At 51.8% G+C, this 16,057-nt stretch carries 17 protein-coding genes and 1 pseudogene; 1 reads left to right on the forward strand and 17 read right to left on the reverse strand.

Annotated features, from left to right (window positions below):
* Positions 1-200: 200 nt before the first annotated feature.
* Positions 201-794 (reverse strand): GNAT family N-acetyltransferase, encoded by a 594-nt coding sequence (locus tag Q0Z94_RS01615; protein WP_298066999.1) that lies wholly within the window; start codon positions 792-794, stop codon positions 201-203.
* 232 nt (positions 795-1,026) lie between these two features.
* A complete protein-coding gene (locus Q0Z94_RS01620; protein WP_298067001.1) occupies positions 1,027-1,329 on the reverse strand; it encodes a hypothetical protein in 303 nt (100 codons plus the stop codon).
* On the opposite strand from Q0Z94_RS01620, the gene Q0Z94_RS01625 reads away from it, so the two are divergent.
* Complete coding sequence (locus tag Q0Z94_RS01625) at positions 1,317-1,583, forward strand: hypothetical protein (RefSeq protein WP_298067003.1); 267 nt, start codon at positions 1,317-1,319, stop codon at positions 1,581-1,583. The two genes, Q0Z94_RS01620 and Q0Z94_RS01625, sit on opposite strands and share 13 nt — an antisense overlap.
* Here the strand turns inward: Q0Z94_RS01625 and Q0Z94_RS11820 are convergent.
* From Q0Z94_RS11820 to Q0Z94_RS01695, 15 genes and pseudogenes are all read right to left on the reverse strand, one after another.
* Positions 1,538-2,038, reverse strand: a pseudogene (locus Q0Z94_RS11820) (formyltransferase family protein); the annotation flags it as partial. The gene Q0Z94_RS01625 and the pseudogene Q0Z94_RS11820 sit on opposite strands and share 46 nt — an antisense overlap.
* Entirely contained in the window at positions 2,031-2,267 is a 237-nt protein-coding gene (locus Q0Z94_RS01630; RefSeq protein ID WP_298067005.1) for an acyl carrier protein, read from the reverse strand. The pseudogene Q0Z94_RS11820 and the gene Q0Z94_RS01630, both read right to left, overlap by 8 nt.
* A 33-nt stretch (positions 2,268-2,300) precedes the next feature.
* Positions 2,301-2,933, reverse strand: coding sequence for a hypothetical protein (locus Q0Z94_RS01635; RefSeq protein WP_298067008.1), 633 nt, complete (start codon positions 2,931-2,933; stop codon positions 2,301-2,303).
* Positions 2,930-4,513 carry an amino acid adenylation domain-containing protein gene (locus Q0Z94_RS01640; RefSeq protein WP_298067010.1) on the reverse strand — a complete coding sequence of 528 codons (1,584 nt, stop codon included), beginning with the start codon at positions 4,511-4,513 and terminating at the stop codon, positions 2,930-2,932. Before Q0Z94_RS01640 ends, Q0Z94_RS01635 begins: the two co-directional genes overlap by 4 nt.
* A gap of 27 nt (positions 4,514-4,540) precedes the next feature.
* Positions 4,541-5,335: an alpha/beta hydrolase-fold protein gene (locus Q0Z94_RS01645; RefSeq protein ID WP_298067012.1), complete on the reverse strand. Its 795-nt coding sequence runs from the start codon at positions 5,333-5,335 to the stop codon at positions 4,541-4,543.
* Between the two features lie 29 nt (positions 5,336-5,364).
* Positions 5,365-6,213, reverse strand: a complete 849-nt coding sequence (locus tag Q0Z94_RS01650) for an AAC(3) family N-acetyltransferase (protein ID WP_298067013.1) — start codon at positions 6,211-6,213, stop codon at positions 5,365-5,367.
* A gap of 47 nt (positions 6,214-6,260) precedes the next feature.
* Positions 6,261-7,010 carry an SDR family oxidoreductase gene (locus Q0Z94_RS01655; protein WP_298067014.1) on the reverse strand — a complete coding sequence of 250 codons (750 nt, stop codon included), beginning with the start codon at positions 7,008-7,010 and terminating at the stop codon, positions 6,261-6,263.
* Positions 7,011-7,086: 76 nt separating this feature from the next.
* Positions 7,087-7,836 carry an SDR family oxidoreductase gene (locus tag Q0Z94_RS01660; protein ID WP_298067015.1) on the reverse strand — a complete coding sequence of 250 codons (750 nt, stop codon included), beginning with the start codon at positions 7,834-7,836 and terminating at the stop codon, positions 7,087-7,089.
* 21 nt (positions 7,837-7,857) lie between these two features.
* A complete protein-coding gene (locus tag Q0Z94_RS01665) occupies positions 7,858-8,955 on the reverse strand; it encodes a ketoacyl-ACP synthase III (protein ID WP_298067016.1) in 1,098 nt (365 codons plus the stop codon).
* Positions 8,955-9,182 (reverse strand): phosphopantetheine-binding protein, encoded by a 228-nt coding sequence (locus Q0Z94_RS01670; protein ID WP_298067019.1) that lies wholly within the window; start codon positions 9,180-9,182, stop codon positions 8,955-8,957. Before Q0Z94_RS01670 ends, Q0Z94_RS01665 begins: the two co-directional genes overlap by 1 nt.
* Before the next feature lie 101 nt (positions 9,183-9,283).
* Positions 9,284-10,381, reverse strand: coding sequence for a 3-oxoacyl-[acyl-carrier-protein] synthase III C-terminal domain-containing protein (locus Q0Z94_RS01675; RefSeq protein WP_298067020.1), 1,098 nt, complete (start codon positions 10,379-10,381; stop codon positions 9,284-9,286).
* A 33-nt stretch (positions 10,382-10,414) separates the two neighbouring features.
* Positions 10,415-12,547, reverse strand: a complete 2,133-nt coding sequence (locus Q0Z94_RS01680; protein WP_298067023.1) for a DegT/DnrJ/EryC1/StrS family aminotransferase — start codon at positions 12,545-12,547, stop codon at positions 10,415-10,417.
* Positions 12,548-13,273: 726 nt separating this feature from the next.
* Entirely contained in the window at positions 13,274-13,984 is a 711-nt protein-coding gene (locus tag Q0Z94_RS01685) for a nucleotidyl transferase AbiEii/AbiGii toxin family protein (RefSeq protein WP_298067026.1), read from the reverse strand.
* A complete protein-coding gene (locus Q0Z94_RS01690; protein WP_298067029.1) occupies positions 13,981-14,316 on the reverse strand; it encodes a hypothetical protein in 336 nt (111 codons plus the stop codon). Before Q0Z94_RS01690 ends, Q0Z94_RS01685 begins: the two co-directional genes overlap by 4 nt.
* A gap of 303 nt (positions 14,317-14,619) precedes the next feature.
* A complete protein-coding gene (locus Q0Z94_RS01695; RefSeq protein ID WP_298067031.1) occupies positions 14,620-15,843 on the reverse strand; it encodes an ATP-binding protein in 1,224 nt (407 codons plus the stop codon).
* Between the last annotated feature and the right edge of the window lie 214 nt (positions 15,844-16,057).

A 16,057-nucleotide genomic window follows, 5' to 3' on the forward strand; every position in this document is an offset into this window, starting at 1 on the left:
CTCTGGCGTTGTTTCAGCGATTTCGCGTTAACGGCAAGATCGAAGAACTTTTATCATTATTAAAGTGATACTCTCGCAAAAGGGAACGGATGTCTTCAAGGTGGAACGCTCCGTCATCATGTGAGGTCATCCTGTGAGGTTATAGACCGTTCCCGGGAAAACTTCCCCAGGAGGCGGCTTTCATAAAAGTGAAAAACACACTATGTCTGCCCTTCTTCAAAATGCCTGGCAAATTCGTCCTTCATACCCAAGGCTGCGGCAATGGTCTTCAGCTTCTGGCGGCGCCTGGAAAATTCATAGTGGTACACAAGAAATTCCCCATCAGTCCGCACATATTCGGCTCCGTAGGCTGTGCAGAATCTGATACTTCTGACATTGTTCGGGCGAATTTTACTTATAAGCAGTTTCAGTCCCAGTCTGGCCAGGACAATTTCTCGACAAAGGACAAGACAAAAACTGACGCCGGTACTGAAATTCTCCTTGCCTGAAAGAAATATGCCGGATGTACAACTGCTGTTGCTCCAGTCAATGTCTTTAATTTCTATATAGCCAACAGGCGTTCCGTCCCAGCAGCCGATATAGGGCCAGACGGTATCGCCGCTTTGCACCCTGCCGAGCCAGAAGCGCATCACCTGCGGCGTCACCGGCCTCACGTCACCCATGAACGGGAGTATTTCCGGCTTGTTGCGCCAATGGCACAGCATGGGCAGATCCTGCTCCTCCACGCTTCTCAGTTCCACACCGAAGGCGGCAATGCGTGAAAGTTCCGCCCGAAGAGACTCATGTCTTGTCATCTTACTTCCTTTATGGTTTGAGACCTCGGCCTTCAGGCCGATAGAACCCCACCCAGCCCTGAAGGGCTTTGCCGCATTATTGCTACCGTACATCCTTTCCGTTCAGGTTTTTCATGACCGCGGCAAACACAGGCACGAAAAAAGAGCACCGGAAAAACCGGCGCTCTTTCGCGCAAAAAGCGTGTTGTCGGAAAAAAACTGGAAGCGCGGCGTGCCCGCGCCGTGGCAAAGGCTAGCCCGCGCCCGCAGGCTCCTGTTTCTGCGGACTGCATCCCTGCAGAACGATGCGCCCCGCGGGATAGACAAGGGTCATGACGGAGCCGGTCAGACATGTTCCCGCCCCCGCAAGGCCGCGAAGTTCCCCTTCTCCGGCATAGCGCTGCCAGGTATAGCGCACGCCCTCCCAGTCGAGGACAGGGGCGCCCAGCGTGTGCAGGCAGCCGTAATCCATGGCGTGCAGGAAGGCCCAGACCTTGTCCGCCGGCCATGCCGGATTGAGGACGCCGCCGTTGGGCTTTTCCCATGAATAATGCATGGGGCCTGGACCTGTCTTTGAGAGAGAGAGAGAGAGAGAGAGAGAGAGAGAGAGAGAGAGAACCGCTGCCGGCGGCGCACGCCGCCTTTTCTCCGCGCTCAGCCGCACGAAGCACGTCTGGCAGCATCTCGCGGAACAGGCGCACGGCCTCACGCCCCTGCCTTGCCAGCAGGCGGATCGACGTCATCTCCGGGGAAAGCGGGATGGCGGATTGCCGGATGACCGCTCCCGTGTCCACTCCGGAATCCACATAGTGCCATGTCACCCCGGCGAACGCTTCCTGATGGAAAATCTGCCAGGCCTCGCAATGCCTGCCACGGTGTCCGGGCAAGAGAGAGTTATGGTAATTAATGATGGTAATATCTTCACACTCAGTGATTTCAGGCGGAAAGAGAACGCTGTTCACAATGCTGAAAATCAGAAGCGGCCTGGGAGCGGTTCTGATGTATTCCAGAGTTTCTGCGGCACACCGCGTGTGCACCGTGACACCAGGAGCCGACAGCCGTGACCCTGCAAAAGCAGTGGTCAGCTCTTGTTCCGCTGGCTCGATCACGGAGAATGCGACACCCTTTGTCCGCAGTACCTCAGCGCAGGCCGCAAGGACGCTTCCCCTGCCGATCAGAAGAATGTTCAAGTCTCGATCTCCGTGTTTATTGTTCCCGCAGGAATGTTCAAAAGGTATCCGGCATTCTGCCTCAGCTTCAGCCACGCTTCGGGCTGCGCTCCACAAGGGCGCAGATGGCTTTTACCGAGGCGAAGTTTTCCGGCAGGATTTCCAGCGCCGAAATCAGCACACCGAACTGTGATTCCAGCTCCGCCACCAGCTGGACGACATCGAAGCTGTCCAGATATCCGGCTTCGATGAAGTCAACGCCCTCTTCAAAGCCGAAGGTGGGCTGAAGCTCCTTGAGCATGGCAAGCACCTTTTCTTCCATCATGATTCCCTCCCTTTACAAAAATCAATAAAACGTTCAGCCGATTTCCCGCGCGGGATTGCCGAGAACCTTTGCCCCGGCGCCAACATTTTTCAGGACGACCGACCCCATGCAAAGGTAGGCGCCGTCACCGATTTCCACATGCGGGGCCACACGGACGCCGTCCCCCATATAGACGCCCTTGCCGGCCTTCACATAGCCCAGCAAACCGCAGCTGCTGGAAACAGTACAGTAATCACCTATCTCGACATCATGGCCAAAGGTGCAGTAAAGAAGTGTTGCAAAATTCCCAATCGTGCAATTGACCGACATGGAAAAGCCGCCATACACAATGGCGCCTTCACCAATATGATTATGCCGCCCCAGGAAACTCCAAGGGGAAATGAAGCTGTCGAACACCGCGCCGCGGGCCTTGAGCATGGGGACGAGCTTCTGCTTGGCCTGCGGCGAGGCGATGCACATGAGCAGGACATCATTGGGGGCGGGCATATAATCCCTGATGGTGCCAACCACAGGATAGTCACAGGCCTTCCCCTTCAGGGGATCTTCCGTATCGTCCAGAAAGCCCTTGATGTTCCACCTCGGCCCCTGCGCCGCCTGCATATCAAGAATCTGAGACAGCACTTCCCTGCCGCAGCCACCAGCCCCCACGATGTAGAGATCTTTCATATCACACCTGAACCTGGGTTCTTTCCGGCGGACTCTATCCGCCCTTCCACCTGCCGCTTCAGACGCAGACGGTCAATCTTGCCATTGTTGTTGCGCGGCATCTCCGTCAGATGCACATAGACGGCGGGAACCATGTACCGTGGAAGCACCGCGCCTATCTGCGTACGCAGTTCGCGTTCATCGAGGGCTTCCGGCGCCTCATAGAACAGGGTGATCTTTTTTTCCGCGTAATTATAGACAGCGCAGCAGTTCTTTACCGTCTCCAGCCTGCCCACAATCACATTCTCTATTTCGCCCAGCTCGATACGGTAGCCCATATGCTTGATCAGCGTGTCCCGGCGGCCCTTGAACATGATTTCACCACGCTCATTCATCATCCCCATATCGCCTGTTCTGTATATCCGTTCAGGATAGGCGCTGTTCAAGGGATTCTGCACAAAAAACTCCGCGGTCTTTTCCGGGTTGTTGTAATATCCCATGGCAAGGCAAATGCCACGGACACAAATCTCGCCTTCTTCGCCGGGAGCGACCTGCTGCCCGTCTTCATTGAGCAGAAGAATTTCCGTATTGGGAAGAGCCTTACCAATAGGAATGGGTTCGTCATCCTGCAATTCGCGATCTATGACATAATACATACAAAGATCAGAAATTTCAGTCGGCCCATAAAGATTGACAAATGTAGCATATGGCAGATGCCTGCGCCAATAATTGAGCTTAGCCGTAGGAAGGACTTCGCCGGCAAACCACACCTTGCGCAGCTCAGGCAGCGAAAAATGGGCAAGGAGATCCATATTGGCGATATTCACCATGATGGTAGGCGTCCAGAAAAGATAGGTAGCCTTATGGCGAACCAGAAGTTCCAGCATCCGGACAGGAAACGCGGCGAAGCTCTCCGGCACGATTAAAAGCGTCGCTGCGCGCATCATCATAAAGCAGACTTCAAAGATATGCCGGTCAAAGACGCACGGCGCAAGGCTGGCAACAATTTCATGCGTATCAGTCAGCAGCCCGGCGCGGACTTCATTTTCCACCAGATCGATAAAACCGCGATGGGTGCAGGCCACCCCCTTGGGCGTACCGGTAGAGCCTGACGTATTGATGACGCAAAGCAGATCGGTATCGAGACAAGCGTCGCGGCGTTCCAGCAGTTCCTGCACGCGGTCAGCGGCAGGTTCAGGCAGGGCATCGGCATCTTCCACATAAATGACAGGGATCTTGCTGGCCACGGCAAGAATACGGCCGGCAACATCCCGGCGCGTTATCAGCAGATCCGGCCGTATGTTCTCAAAAATATTTCGAAAACGCTGTTCAGGATGTTTGACGTCAAGGTTAATAAATGCGTTACCGCTATAGACGACAGCCGCATCCCCAGTGATGGAATCAGCCCCCTTGGGCGTAAACACTGCCACCACGTGCTTGGTTTCCTCTCCCAGCCGTTCGGCCACGAGAGCGGCAAGCTTTAACGCCCGCATCTTCAACTGGCTGAAGGAAAGCCGGATTTCACCATCGATAACGGCAAGGCGTTCGGGATACGCCGCAGCCGTGTCATCCAGAAATTGCGTCAACTGAGTATGGTACATGGCAGCAAATTTTCCTTTTCCCGCTGCTTACAGGGAATTTTCTTTGTTCATTAACCACGCCGCTGCCTCGGCAACGGCGTTCTGCCAGAAGGCAATATTATGCCCGCCGGGGACGGTGTGTTCCGTCACCTCTATGCCGTATTCCCGGCAGCTCTGTGCGAAACGTGTGCTCTGGGGAAGGCTCAGATAATCTTCAGCGCCATACCACAGCGCAAAGCGGGGAGCAGCCGCTTCGGCAGCTCTGGCATAGAGGGGACGAATGTCGGCGTCAGGCAAAATGCCGCCATCCTGGTCTCGCATGAGCAGCGGCATAATCTTGTCGGAAAACAGCTTGACGAGCGGACGCTGTTCACGATTTTTCCGTGCCCGCTCATCCGGAGAAACGGAAGCGTCAAAGACCCCGGAAATAGCGGCCACGGCGCCAAAGGCTTCGGGGCGGGACAGCGCCCAGTGCGCCGCGCCGAAAGCCCCCATGGAAATACCCAGAAGCCTGTTGTCTTCCCTGAGCCGGGAAAGCGGCAGCATGGCCTGCAGGACAGGCATCAGCTCCAACTGGAGGAAGTCCGCCTGTTTCTCGTAAGGGCTGTTGATAAAATAGCCGTTGCCCAGACTGGGCGCGATAAAGGCAAACCCGTACTGGTCAACGAGGTTTCCCATATTCAGCTTATGAAAAAAGAACTCGCCATCTTCCATGGCGCAGTGAAGCCCCCACACAGCCGGGAGAGCATTGAAGTTCGCCATCAGACCATACGGGAGCGCTCCGGTGATCGGCACAGGACGATGCAGAATTTGAGAAGGCAGAGAGAAATGGAAGGTAATCATGATCATCTCTATCCGAAATTTTCTACATATCACTTAACAGACACGATCCGTTCATGATTAATATTATATCTCATATCTTTTTTACTTTCATCAAACTCCCCATTAATAAATGTACATGGATTATTTTTTAACAAATCATATATAATTTTATAAGCGTCTTTTTCATAAAAGCAGTATAGTTTACTGTTTCCGATATTTTCAACTGCTAACATATTTTTTTTATTCATTTCATCATAAAAAACAGGCACTGGATTTAATTCACAATTTAAATATCTACTGTATAGAATAGCTTTCTTATTTTTATATTCTATTCCATTATCAATAATAGTACCATAAAATTCACGATTATACCGATAAGGAACTTCCATAACTGCTTCCATATAATGCTTATAAGTGAAGCATTGACGCATATCAGCACCAAAAAATAAAAATTTTACACATTTTCCACAGGTATGCAGACGATCATAATTAGAATTTTCACCGATAGAATATATGCTGAGATTGTCGATGAGATTGAGTGTGTCGCCAAGCACATAGACGGAAAGTAAAGGATCTTTCGATCGGACACCTTTGTTGCTCTTGCGAACGTATTCGTTGAGCGCTCCCATGGGAGTGGGACTGTTCTGCACGTCAAAAACTTCATTATTGCAGAAACTGAAGGTAAACGTTGGAAAAACCAGTGTCCTGACACCAAGAGATTCGATGCTGTTGAGCAGCTCAGCCAAGAGTTCTTTTCTTTTAAGCGCTGGGAGTCCAAAATTCATATCGGTATGGATATACAGAACGTCACAATCACCCGCTCCAACTTTCTGCAAAGCAGAAGCCATATGCTGTGAAGTCACATCGCCCATGCTACTATGAAATAAAACAGGATTCATGCTCACCCTTTCTGCGATAATAGCGTTTATCCATTAACAGTTTAACTTCAAAGACTCGGAAAACGTCGCCCACCATCTACATAAAGAATCTGACCTGTAATATATGCAGCGTCATCAGACAATAAAAAGCGCGCAGCACAGGCTATATCATCGACAGTTTTTGGCGGTAAAAGAGCTTTAGGCTCAAAATGTAAATTTGCTGAATTCTCCTTAAAAATAGTTTTAACCATGCGAGTATTAAAAGCTCCAGGCGCAATAACATTGACACGAACAGACGGAGCAAGTTCACAGGCCAAAGCTTTTCCCAACGAAGCTACAGCTCCCTTACTTGAACAGTAATGTGGTTGATAAGCCTTGCCGCCTAACATAACAATGCTAGAAATTAAAAGAATATTACGAAGATTTATACCATTGACGTTTTTCTTAAGCAGGGTGCTGATTATTTCCGTAGCTGAAAAATAGTTAACGTTCATGACTTTCAGACCAACGGAATATTTTGTTTTGGAGATGGGCAACACTTCCGTCATGCCTGCAAAATGGACAAACGCCTCAACCGGCAGTTTTTTTTCCTTGAGAAGCGTTTTCAGAGCGCCCCCCACTTTGTCGGCCTGTTCCAAGTCAAAGGGAAACAGCACAACGTCCGCGCCCTTGCTGGCGCAGGCTTCTCCTACGGCTGCAAGGCGGGCCTCGTCTCTCCCATTGAGAATAAGGTTACGGGAAGAACTGAGCAGCTTGGCCGTCGCTTCCCCCATTCCGGAAGATGCCCCTGTAATAAAGGTATATAAAGCGTTATGCAATTGCAGACCTTACTATTATTCATTAACTTGATAATTGTTTTCCACTCAAAGAGCCTTTTCTGGAGGAAAAAGCCTGCTAACAGGGAACGCCGCCATTGATGGGAAAAATTGCTCCGCTGATGTGGACAGCTGCGGGACTTACCAGATACACCGCCATCTGGGCCACTTCTTCTGGTGAAATGATTCCCAACGGCTGGTATCCGCTTTCTTCCAGGCGAGTTGTAAAATCCCCCAGTGTGGCATCGGCTCCTGTATTCATGGGGGTATTGACAAAGGCCGGTCTGATGAGATTAACAAGGGTACTTCTGGATGCCAGCTCCACAGCCATGATTTTTGCGGCAGTCTCGAGCGCAGCTTTGGAAGCGCCATAGGCGATAAGCTGTTTATCGTGTCCCATGGCGGCAAGCGAAGAAATAGCCACGACCTGCAAAAGGTCCGTGTTCTTTTTCAAGCGCATGAGTTTACGCACGATTTCCACAAAGGAAAACACATTGACCCGCATACATCTGAGCATGCTCTCCGTGGTGACGTCGCGCAGTCTGGCACGAGCCCCCGCACCGGCACAATGGATAAAGCCGTCAATATGCCCCTTCCAGGCTCTGGCCTGCTCCACCATGGCAGGCAGGGAAGCAAGATCCGAAAGATCCGTTTTAATAGCCAGCGCTTGCTCCTCCGGCATGGCAGACATGGTTTCCTGCATACCCGCTTCCCTGCGGGCAAGCAAAATGACAGAAGCACCACGCGCCGCCAGCTCCCGGCAGGTCGCCCTGCCGATGCCGGAAGAAGCTCCCGTGACAAGAACAACTTTCTGGTCGAATGTCTGCATGATAACCACTCTCTCTTGTGATCACTTCTCGAGCGGTTTGAGAAAATCCTCATCAAAACGATGAGAAGTAGTCACCATGGGTACGATGACTGAAGGCTCGATGGACAGGCTGACCACACCCCAGGAGAGTCCGATGCCGAAAGCGCTGACCAGCAGATTCAGCCGTTCCCTTGGGCTGCCCGCATAGGCATCCACCATAGTCAGTGTCGCAGAGGCTCCGTCTGTATTCGCCAGGCGGTCAACGGTCATCGGCACCTTGGACATATCGGCCTTGAGGCGTCTAGCCATGGTTTTGACGATCTGCTTGTTGGCCTGATGGAGTACCAGGCCATCGTAATCGTCCACGGTTTTGTTTTGCTTTTTGAGAAAATCCTTGATACTGTCCACGACCCGTATGGTAGAGAAGGACGTGATTTCCATCCCGTCCATATAGTTGCCGCCGCCTTTGTACATTTCGCCAGTAGGAAGGATTCCTGGGACTTTTCTCCATGCGTGGCGAACTCCGCCCCAGGGGTTATAGAGAAAATGGTATCCTGTGCCATCGCTGTGCAGGGAAATATCCAAAGGAGAATCGTTCGCGTTTTCGAGCAGCAAGGCGGTACAGCCTTCGCCATGCAGAAAACATGAACTCGCAAGCAGCTTCGCGCGAGAACGGTATTTTTGCCAGTGAGCATCGCCGGTGACCATAGCGATGCGCTTGATATGCGGCTGCTGCAAAAGAGCGGCACACACCGAAAGACCATAGGGAAAGCTGGCGCACCCCTGCGTGATATCAAAAACAAACGCATCTTCCGACATTCCAAGGTGATTATGCATCACGAAGGCGTTGCCCGTGCCCACGTTGAAATCCGGGGTCTGCGTCAGAAAGATAAGCCCGTCAAGGCTGCCGGCTTCCCATCCGGCTCTTTCCAGAGCCTTGACCACAGCGGCATAGCCCACATCCGTGGCGGTCTGCTGTGTAATGGAGATATGCCGCTGCCTGACACCTGTCTGTTTGACGAACTGCGCAATGTACGCGGCACGGGGATGCGCCGGATCCATGTTTACTTTCTGGACATGTTCCGGCAGTGCCCCGGCGAGCGCAGCAATTCTCACATTGTCGAAATGGAGAAATGCCATTAGTTTTCAGCCTCCATCACATCCAGCAGATCCTGTACGGTTTTGGAGTCTCTGATCTGCTGACCAGTGATCTTGCGGCCAAACTCGTCCCCCAGCAGTACCACGAAGGACAGGGCGGAAAGCGAATCCCATTCTTCGATATCGTCAAGGCTGGTTTCAGGTTTGAGCGTACCTTCGTCCAGTTCCATGATGTCTTCCAGCGCCGCCAGTTTTTCCTGTGTCGTCATAAAATTCCCCTTTTGGTTAAAGTGTGTCTGGAACCGTTGAAATATCAGCACGTTCCATAAATATTTTCCTCAGAAAACAAGAAAGACAGATCAAAGTACCCTCAGTCCGTATACTCGATGACACCATTCCCCGGATGTTCGATGAGATCACAGAACTCCAGGTTCCCCAAGGGACACACTGCCGCTCCCAGAGAGAGTCCGGCTCCGAATGCGGAAAAACAGACCAGCATTTTTTCCGCAAGCAGACGCTTGCCAAGATTGAACGCAATATTCACCGGAATGGTCGCACACGAAGAGTTTCCAAATTTTTCCACGATATTGTTGAACAGAATATCGCGGGAAACTCCCATCAGATCCGCCAGCTTTTCCAGCATGAAGCGGTTGGGCTGATGGGTAAGGTGATACCGGATATCCTCCTTCTTCACACCGGCGTACGCGCATATTTCTTCTATGAGCGGCGGAACCTCTTCCATGACGAACTGGAACACCGCCGTGCCGTCCATGTACTTGTTGTTGAGAGAGCGAAAGTTGCCCATCTTGTCTTTAAACATTTTTGCCGTTTCGCTGCTGCGCGGCATACGCATACCGCCTGCGGGGGTCATGAGCACTTCCAGGCGGCTTCCATCGTGATGAAACACGAAGCTGATCTTATCTTCCGGATCGTCACTGCGGGTGATCAGCGTCACCCCTGCCGCGTCACCGCAAATCGGGTAGGTATTGCGGTCTTTGATATTGGCATAGCAGGCTCCCGTGATAGTGGTAGCCAGCACCACGGAATCGACTCCGCCCCCGGCGATCATGGAACACGCGGTATACAGACCGGAAATAAAACCAATACAATTTTCATACATATCCACGCAGTGCATATCACGCGGCAGACCAAGCTGCCCATGAATAACCTTGCTGTTGCCCGGCACAGGATAATCTCTTTCCCTTGAAACTACTATCATAGCCTGCATGTCTTCCTTGCGCAGGTATCCCCTGTGAAAGAGGTAATTCAGCGTGTATGAGGCCAGATCGCAGAGCGTTGTTTTCGGATCCGCAATGCGGTGTTCCCTGAAGCCCATGACCTTGCCGAGGCGGCGCGAGCTTTTCTCCGGAAAGGGAAAGTGCTTCAGCTCATCCTCGAAATACGAGACATGCGCCGGCACGGTCGCACAGACTCCGCGGATTTTTACGCCATGAATGGTTGCCTTCATAACTTTTCCAATTCATCCCTTGAATACAAAATCTCACCTCGCGGCACGAAGCCGATCGGCAGCTTTCTCAATCTTGCGAATGAAGACGCGCCGCACAAAGCGTTCAGCTTCCTTTCGGGCACGCGTTTTTGCCTGTTCCGCGTCATAGGCGGCCGCCGCTTCCGGGAAAGAATCGCGGAAGTACTCCATGCGGATGTTTTCCTTTGCGGCGTTTCTCTCCAGGCAGGAAAAAATGTCCAGCATCTGAGGCTTGAAAATGCTCCAGTACCGCCCGTCAAAGTGCCTGTTCAACACCTGCATCCAGCGCAGTGTGGGGTAGGCCCATTTGATACGGTGGTATTCTGGGTTGCTGTACGCCGTTGCCCACACACCGCCGTCATGTCTCCGATAGCCGCTCATGACGTCTTCAAGATAGAGTATCTTGCCTGTCTCGGCGTGAAGAATGTGCCAGTACCAGTCCTGCGGCATGATATGACCGTTGAACCATGCCGGAAGCTTTTCCGGAAAGCGCCAGCGGTACATGACGGAATTGGTCTGGATGAAATTGCGCTTCAGAAGCTCAGGCAAGGTGAAGACGTTTCGCCCCTGCATGAACCGGAAGCCGCCTTTCGCGCGATTGGGCCAGACCTCCTTTTTTCCGGTATTCTGAAAAAATACCTCTACCGGATGAGCGCACACGGCGACTTCAGGGTGGGCATCCAGAGCATCCGCCTGCTTCTGCAGCTTATGCGGATCGATGAAGTAGTCGTCCCCCTCACAGAGGGAGACGTAGGGAGCCGTCACGCCGGAAAAGACCGCGCGCACATTGCCCAGCCCGTAGGTACGTTCCTTTTGCAGGAGCGGGCGGATATGCTTATAGGCGGCCGCGTAGTCAAGGATAATTTCCCGCGTGCGGTCGGAAGAAGCGTCATCGCCGATGACATGCTCAAAGGGAAAATCGCACTCCTGCGCCGCAACGCTCTTTATGCAGTCTTCAATATAGTTCTCATGATTATAGGTAATGGTGAGGACACTGACTTTCGGCGGCTCCGCAGGCCGTACCCTGATGAACGGCGTACCGGCCAGCAGCACATCATTCACGGATTCCGCAATATCCTGCGCCACACTCAGAGGTTGATCGTAAGACAGCGGCAGGCAGCAGATCCGCCCGGCGATGCTGCGGGAAACAGGGCACTCGTTCCGGTGCGGCAGATACTCCAGCGTATCCAGAGAAGGGTGGAAATAACGGCGGATGAAGATGTTTTTTTCGGCCAGTTTTTCTCTCAGCCGCAGCACCTGATCCTCATTTTCCATGAGTACCGGATAATAGCCATAATTGTGCTGCTCAACGTCCGGATTCAGCCGCGGGTGTGTCATCCTGCCAAAGGGAAGGCAGGCATCGTAATAGCCGGCGACCCGCTGTCTGGCACGGCACAGTTCTTCCACATGCGGAAGCATGGCCAGCCCCATCGCCGCATGAAATTCCGACATCTTGGCGTTAATGCCAAGGCTTTTGTAGACTTCTCCCACATGGCCGAAGCTTCCAAGCAAACTGATCTTTTCCGCAAGTTTCTCGCTGTGACAGAGAACCGCCCCGCCTTCAACGGTATGAAAGACCTTGGTTGCGTGAAAGCTGCACGCACTGATATCGCCATAGGAGGGCAGCGGCCGGTTTTTATAGATCACCCCGAAGGCATGCGCCGCGTCAAAGATGAGCGGGATGCCACGGCGGGCCGCCAGTTCCTGAAGCCCCTCAACGGGAGCGGGATAGCCGAACACATGGACACAAAGGATGGCGCGAGTCTTATCCGTCAGGCAGGCTTCCACGCTCTCCACTGTGGGCATGAGCGTTTCTGGGGAAATGTCGGCGAAGACAGGCGTTGCTCCTTCCCACACAATGGCCGATGAGGTGGCAACGTAGGTAAAGGGCGTGGTGACGACCTCCCCGCCGCGGACATCACAGGCGCGCAGGGCAAGCTGAAGCGCCAGCGTACCATTGGCACAGAGGCTGAGGCCCGGCACATCGAAATACGCCTTGAGACGCTCCGTCAGAGAGCGCTCCAGATCCCCGTGATTGGTCACCCACCCCTTCTTCAGCGCATGCTCCAGAATACCTGAATATTCGCTGAAGTCAGGGAGCCAGGTTTTCGTGACAAGCACGGGATCGCGATAAAACGTATAGGCCACAGCGTTATTCCTCACCCACGAAATTACGCAAAAGCATTAACAGACTGACTGTTGGTGTGTTCGAGAAGCTATACCTGATACCATACCTTTTGGCAATACCCACCCTGGACAAAATTTCGGCTGTCCTTGAAAGTTTCAGCCTTTTTTACCCGGAGACAAGCGACATCGTCCGTGTTTATGCGCCTTACGCTTCACTGTCAGATGTACTGTTGATGAATACATGTGCCGAGAGGAAAAAGAGTCCCAGCTTAAAAATGCGAAAACAACGTCAAATGTCCTATTATTACTTCAGGTTGAGGAAATTTTGAGGAACAAGCCATCAAAAATGCCTTGCAAAAAAATTTCTTTGTGTATATCAATTCCATGTATTCATCAACAGTACATCTGTCAATTTTATGTCAGATGACAAAAGCCTGGCAATAAAAAATGATAGTTGTGTATTGTTCATGCTCTTATCTCATCTTAATACTTTCTTTATCTTTTTTATCCTCATCTTACTTCCTTTGTGGTTTGAGACCTCGGCCTTCAGGCCGATAGAACCCCACCCCGCCCTGAAGGGCGTGGTATCTTTGGGGCGGCAGCCTGGGAGGGGATGCAAACCCCTCCCAGGCGCAGAACGCAAAGCCCTGAAAGGCTTTGCTGCATTATTGCTTGACGTATTTTTTTTTGAAATAGCTATTTTTCAATATCACTTAATTTTTCTTATAAATCAATATATTTATACTTTTATAAATGAGAAAAAGCCGATAATTCCCATGTATTAATTTTTGCAGGATAGATTTTACTTGTAATTTTACTTGCCGTTTTTGCCAACAACTTACAATTTTTTTCACCGATATCTTCAACCATTTGTGGCGTAAAATTAGTCAAAATTCGCGTAACAACAGTAGGATCAAAATTTACCCCATTCATTGCCTGGGATGATGAAATTCCACTCGCCAAACTCACACCAGCTCGAATCATGGCTGCTATATCGGCACGATCTTTCCAAGTGTCACGAGACAGTAACGCCGTTATCTTTGTTGCCATCAAATCTTCAAGTGAGGCAACCTGAAGGCCAGTATCTGTACAAATCATCGGACTCCCTACCCGCCCAATATTCAGTCCTCCGAAAAATGATAGCTGGACTCCACTCTTTGTCACCAGAGAAAGTGTAGAAGTCTCTGGGGCCAAATTTTCATAAAGATCAATATCTTTAACCACTTCCACTGCGTCCCGAAGAAACGGAAGCATTGCGTAAATCTCTCGATTTTCAAACTTGTGCATAGAAAAAAAGTCGAAATCGACAGAATACCGATGCCCTAGTTGCAGGGCAACGGCTGTGCCTCCATAAAGCACAAAGCTTGACCTCGCGAGAGGCTCAAGAAGAGGCCAGATTTCTTTCTGCACATCCGGGAGAATTTCAGTATGAGGACTGAAACTGTTGGTCGGAATCATAGGAAATTCCTTTTAGGCATAGGAGGAACTTCCCCAAGTTCAACGCCGGTCAGACGGTAATGCCAATAATTCCATGACCGCTTGCAGAACTCTCCAGGCTCTGCGTGCTGAAGGATGTAAAGCAGCCGTTCGTCACCGAGAAGCTCCTCCAAATCGCAGACATCGTTATGGCGGCCGAGGTTCATGACTTGGGCGATAAGGCAGTCAGGACGACGTATAGTCCGCTCTGCATCCTGCCACCATATATAAGACGTAAACTTAGAAAGCCCTGACAGCTCCTGGTCAGAAAGGTGAAGCGCTTGAACTCGCGGAATTGAAGTATCAATGTTCATTAAAAATTCCTTTATGGTTTGAGACCTCGGCCTTCAGGCCGATAGAGCCACACCCCGCCCTGAAGTGCGGGATATCTTTGGGGCGGCAGCCTGGGAGGGGATGCAAACCCCTCCCAGGCGCAGAACGCAAAGCCCTGAAAGGCTTTGCTGCATTATTGCTTACTGAACTCCTGTATTGATGCCCCTAGGAAAAAAATTTAAAACTTTTTTAACATTTGCTCAAGCTAAAACGCCAGAAAAGGAACCTGAAAAAGGGATGGAATACCCGCGCCTCATGGCCGGCCGTTTTTGTGTGCAGCGAGTTCAGATGTAAGGAATCGGCACGGCATCGACTTCCGCCGTGATGGGCAGATGTGTCTGCGTGAGGCAGAGCACTGCGCCGTGCCCACGCTTCTGCCTGAGTACAGTCTCTATGGCATCAAAGGCTTTGATGTCACCAGCGTTCGGGTTGCTCTTCTTTTTGATTTCCATGGGATGGAGCACGCCGTTTTCTTCAAGGATAACGTCTATCTCGCGCCTGTCCTTGTCTCGATAAAAGTAAAGATTCGGCTGCCGGCCGTTGTGCCACCAGCTTTTCACGATTTCCGAGATGACAAAGGTCTCCAGCAGGCTGCCGCTCATGGCGCAGTTTTCCAGCGTCTGCGGGGCATTCCAGCCGGTAAGATAGCATACCAGCCCGGTATCCATGAAGTAGACCTTGGGCGTTTTTATCACACGGCTGTTGATGTTATTATGATAGGGCTGGAGCAGGAAGATCAGCCCCGAAGTCTGGAGCATTGACACCCACGCCTTGGCCGTGGGCTGGGAGACGCCCACGTCGCGCGCGATGTCGGAATAATTCAGGAGCTGGCCAGTGCGGGCCGCCAGCACTTTCATAAATTTCAAGAAGTCCAGCTCGCTGCCAACATTGCCCAGCGTACGAATATCGCGCTCAATGTACGTCTGCACATAGGACGCGTAGAAGAGCTGCCACAGGTCATCTTCAGCCCCGTGCATCCTGGGGTATGTTCCTTTCCATATCTGATGGAAAATGGCCGGGATATCCATCTTCAGGGCATGAGCGGCACGGGTTTCGATGGCATGAGGCACGGGAAGGAAGGGCGGGCGCCCGGGCTGGCCGTCTCGTTCGGACTGCGAAAGGCCTTCGAGAGGCAGGATCCCCATGCGGCCAGCGAGGCTCTCTGACACGTTCTTCATCAGGCGGAACGGCTGGGAGCCTGTGAGCCAGTACATGCCGCTCTGCTTCTGCTCGTCCACAATGGTTTTAATGTACGGGAAGAGCTGGGGAGCGTACTGGATTTCGTCGATGAGCAGCGGAGTTTTGAAACGCTGGAGAAAAAGCGCCGGATCGTTCTGCGCCAGACTGCGGGTTTCCAGGGTATCCAGCGAAACGTAGTTCCGCTCCTCGCCCGAGCATGCCTGAAGAAGAGTCGTCTTGCCCACCTGGCGCGGCCCGGTCACAAGCAGAACCGGGAAGAAATCGCTGACTTTTCGGATACTTTTTTCAAGTGTTCTGGTGAGATACATGAAAACTCCGACTTATTGAAAGTGTGACTTTAAATTAGTCGAAATTCGGTATTGTTGTCAACTCGTATGGCAGGGCTGGGGTATTCGACGCATCGTGAAGCCTCGCCCTTCGCGGGAATATAACGAGCATTCTAAAACCCTTCCCAAGAGCCGCTTGCGCACGACAAGCAAGCCCCTGCGTCCAAAGGTCTGCCAGTCTGTCTTTGGATGTGCT

The organism is uncultured Mailhella sp. (genome assembly GCF_947631555.1).
In the GTDB taxonomy this organism is placed as follows: Bacteria; Desulfobacterota; Desulfovibrionia; order Desulfovibrionales; family Desulfovibrionaceae; genus Mailhella.

What these genes read in the sequence shown, in the direction of transcription:
- Q0Z94_RS01615 (WP_298066999.1), bottom strand. Translation starts at nt 794, where the DNA reads ATGACAAGACATGAGTCTCTTCGGGCGGAACTTTCACGCATTGCCGCC.
- Q0Z94_RS01625 (WP_298067003.1), top strand. Translation starts at nt 1,317, where the DNA reads ATGAATAATGCATGGGGCCTGGACCTGTCTTTGAGAGAGAGAGAGAGA.
- Q0Z94_RS01620 (WP_298067001.1), bottom strand. Translation starts at nt 1,329, where the DNA reads ATGCATTATTCATGGGAAAAGCCCAACGGCGGCGTCCTCAATCCGGCA.
- Q0Z94_RS01630 (WP_298067005.1), bottom strand. Translation starts at nt 2,267, where the DNA reads ATGATGGAAGAAAAGGTGCTTGCCATGCTCAAGGAGCTTCAGCCCACC.
- Q0Z94_RS01635 (WP_298067008.1), bottom strand. Translation starts at nt 2,933, where the DNA reads ATGAAAGATCTCTACATCGTGGGGGCTGGTGGCTGCGGCAGGGAAGTG.
- Q0Z94_RS01640 (WP_298067010.1), bottom strand. Translation starts at nt 4,513, where the DNA reads ATGTACCATACTCAGTTGACGCAATTTCTGGATGACACGGCTGCGGCG.
- Q0Z94_RS01645 (WP_298067012.1), bottom strand. Translation starts at nt 5,335, where the DNA reads ATGATTACCTTCCATTTCTCTCTGCCTTCTCAAATTCTGCATCGTCCT.
- Q0Z94_RS01650 (WP_298067013.1), bottom strand. Translation starts at nt 6,213, where the DNA reads ATGAATCCTGTTTTATTTCATAGTAGCATGGGCGATGTGACTTCACAG.
- Q0Z94_RS01660 (WP_298067015.1), bottom strand. Translation starts at nt 7,836, where the DNA reads ATGCAGACATTCGACCAGAAAGTTGTTCTTGTCACGGGAGCTTCTTCC.
- Q0Z94_RS01665 (WP_298067016.1), bottom strand. Translation starts at nt 8,955, where the DNA reads ATGGCATTTCTCCATTTCGACAATGTGAGAATTGCTGCGCTCGCCGGG.
- Q0Z94_RS01670 (WP_298067019.1), bottom strand. Translation starts at nt 9,182, where the DNA reads ATGACGACACAGGAAAAACTGGCGGCGCTGGAAGACATCATGGAACTG.
- Q0Z94_RS01675 (WP_298067020.1), bottom strand. Translation starts at nt 10,381, where the DNA reads ATGAAGGCAACCATTCATGGCGTAAAAATCCGCGGAGTCTGTGCGACC.
- Q0Z94_RS01685 (WP_298067026.1), bottom strand. Translation starts at nt 13,984, where the DNA reads ATGATTCCGACCAACAGTTTCAGTCCTCATACTGAAATTCTCCCGGAT.
- Q0Z94_RS01690 (WP_298067029.1), bottom strand. Translation starts at nt 14,316, where the DNA reads ATGAACATTGATACTTCAATTCCGCGAGTTCAAGCGCTTCACCTTTCT.
- Q0Z94_RS01695 (WP_298067031.1), bottom strand. Translation starts at nt 15,843, where the DNA reads ATGTATCTCACCAGAACACTTGAAAAAAGTATCCGAAAAGTCAGCGAT.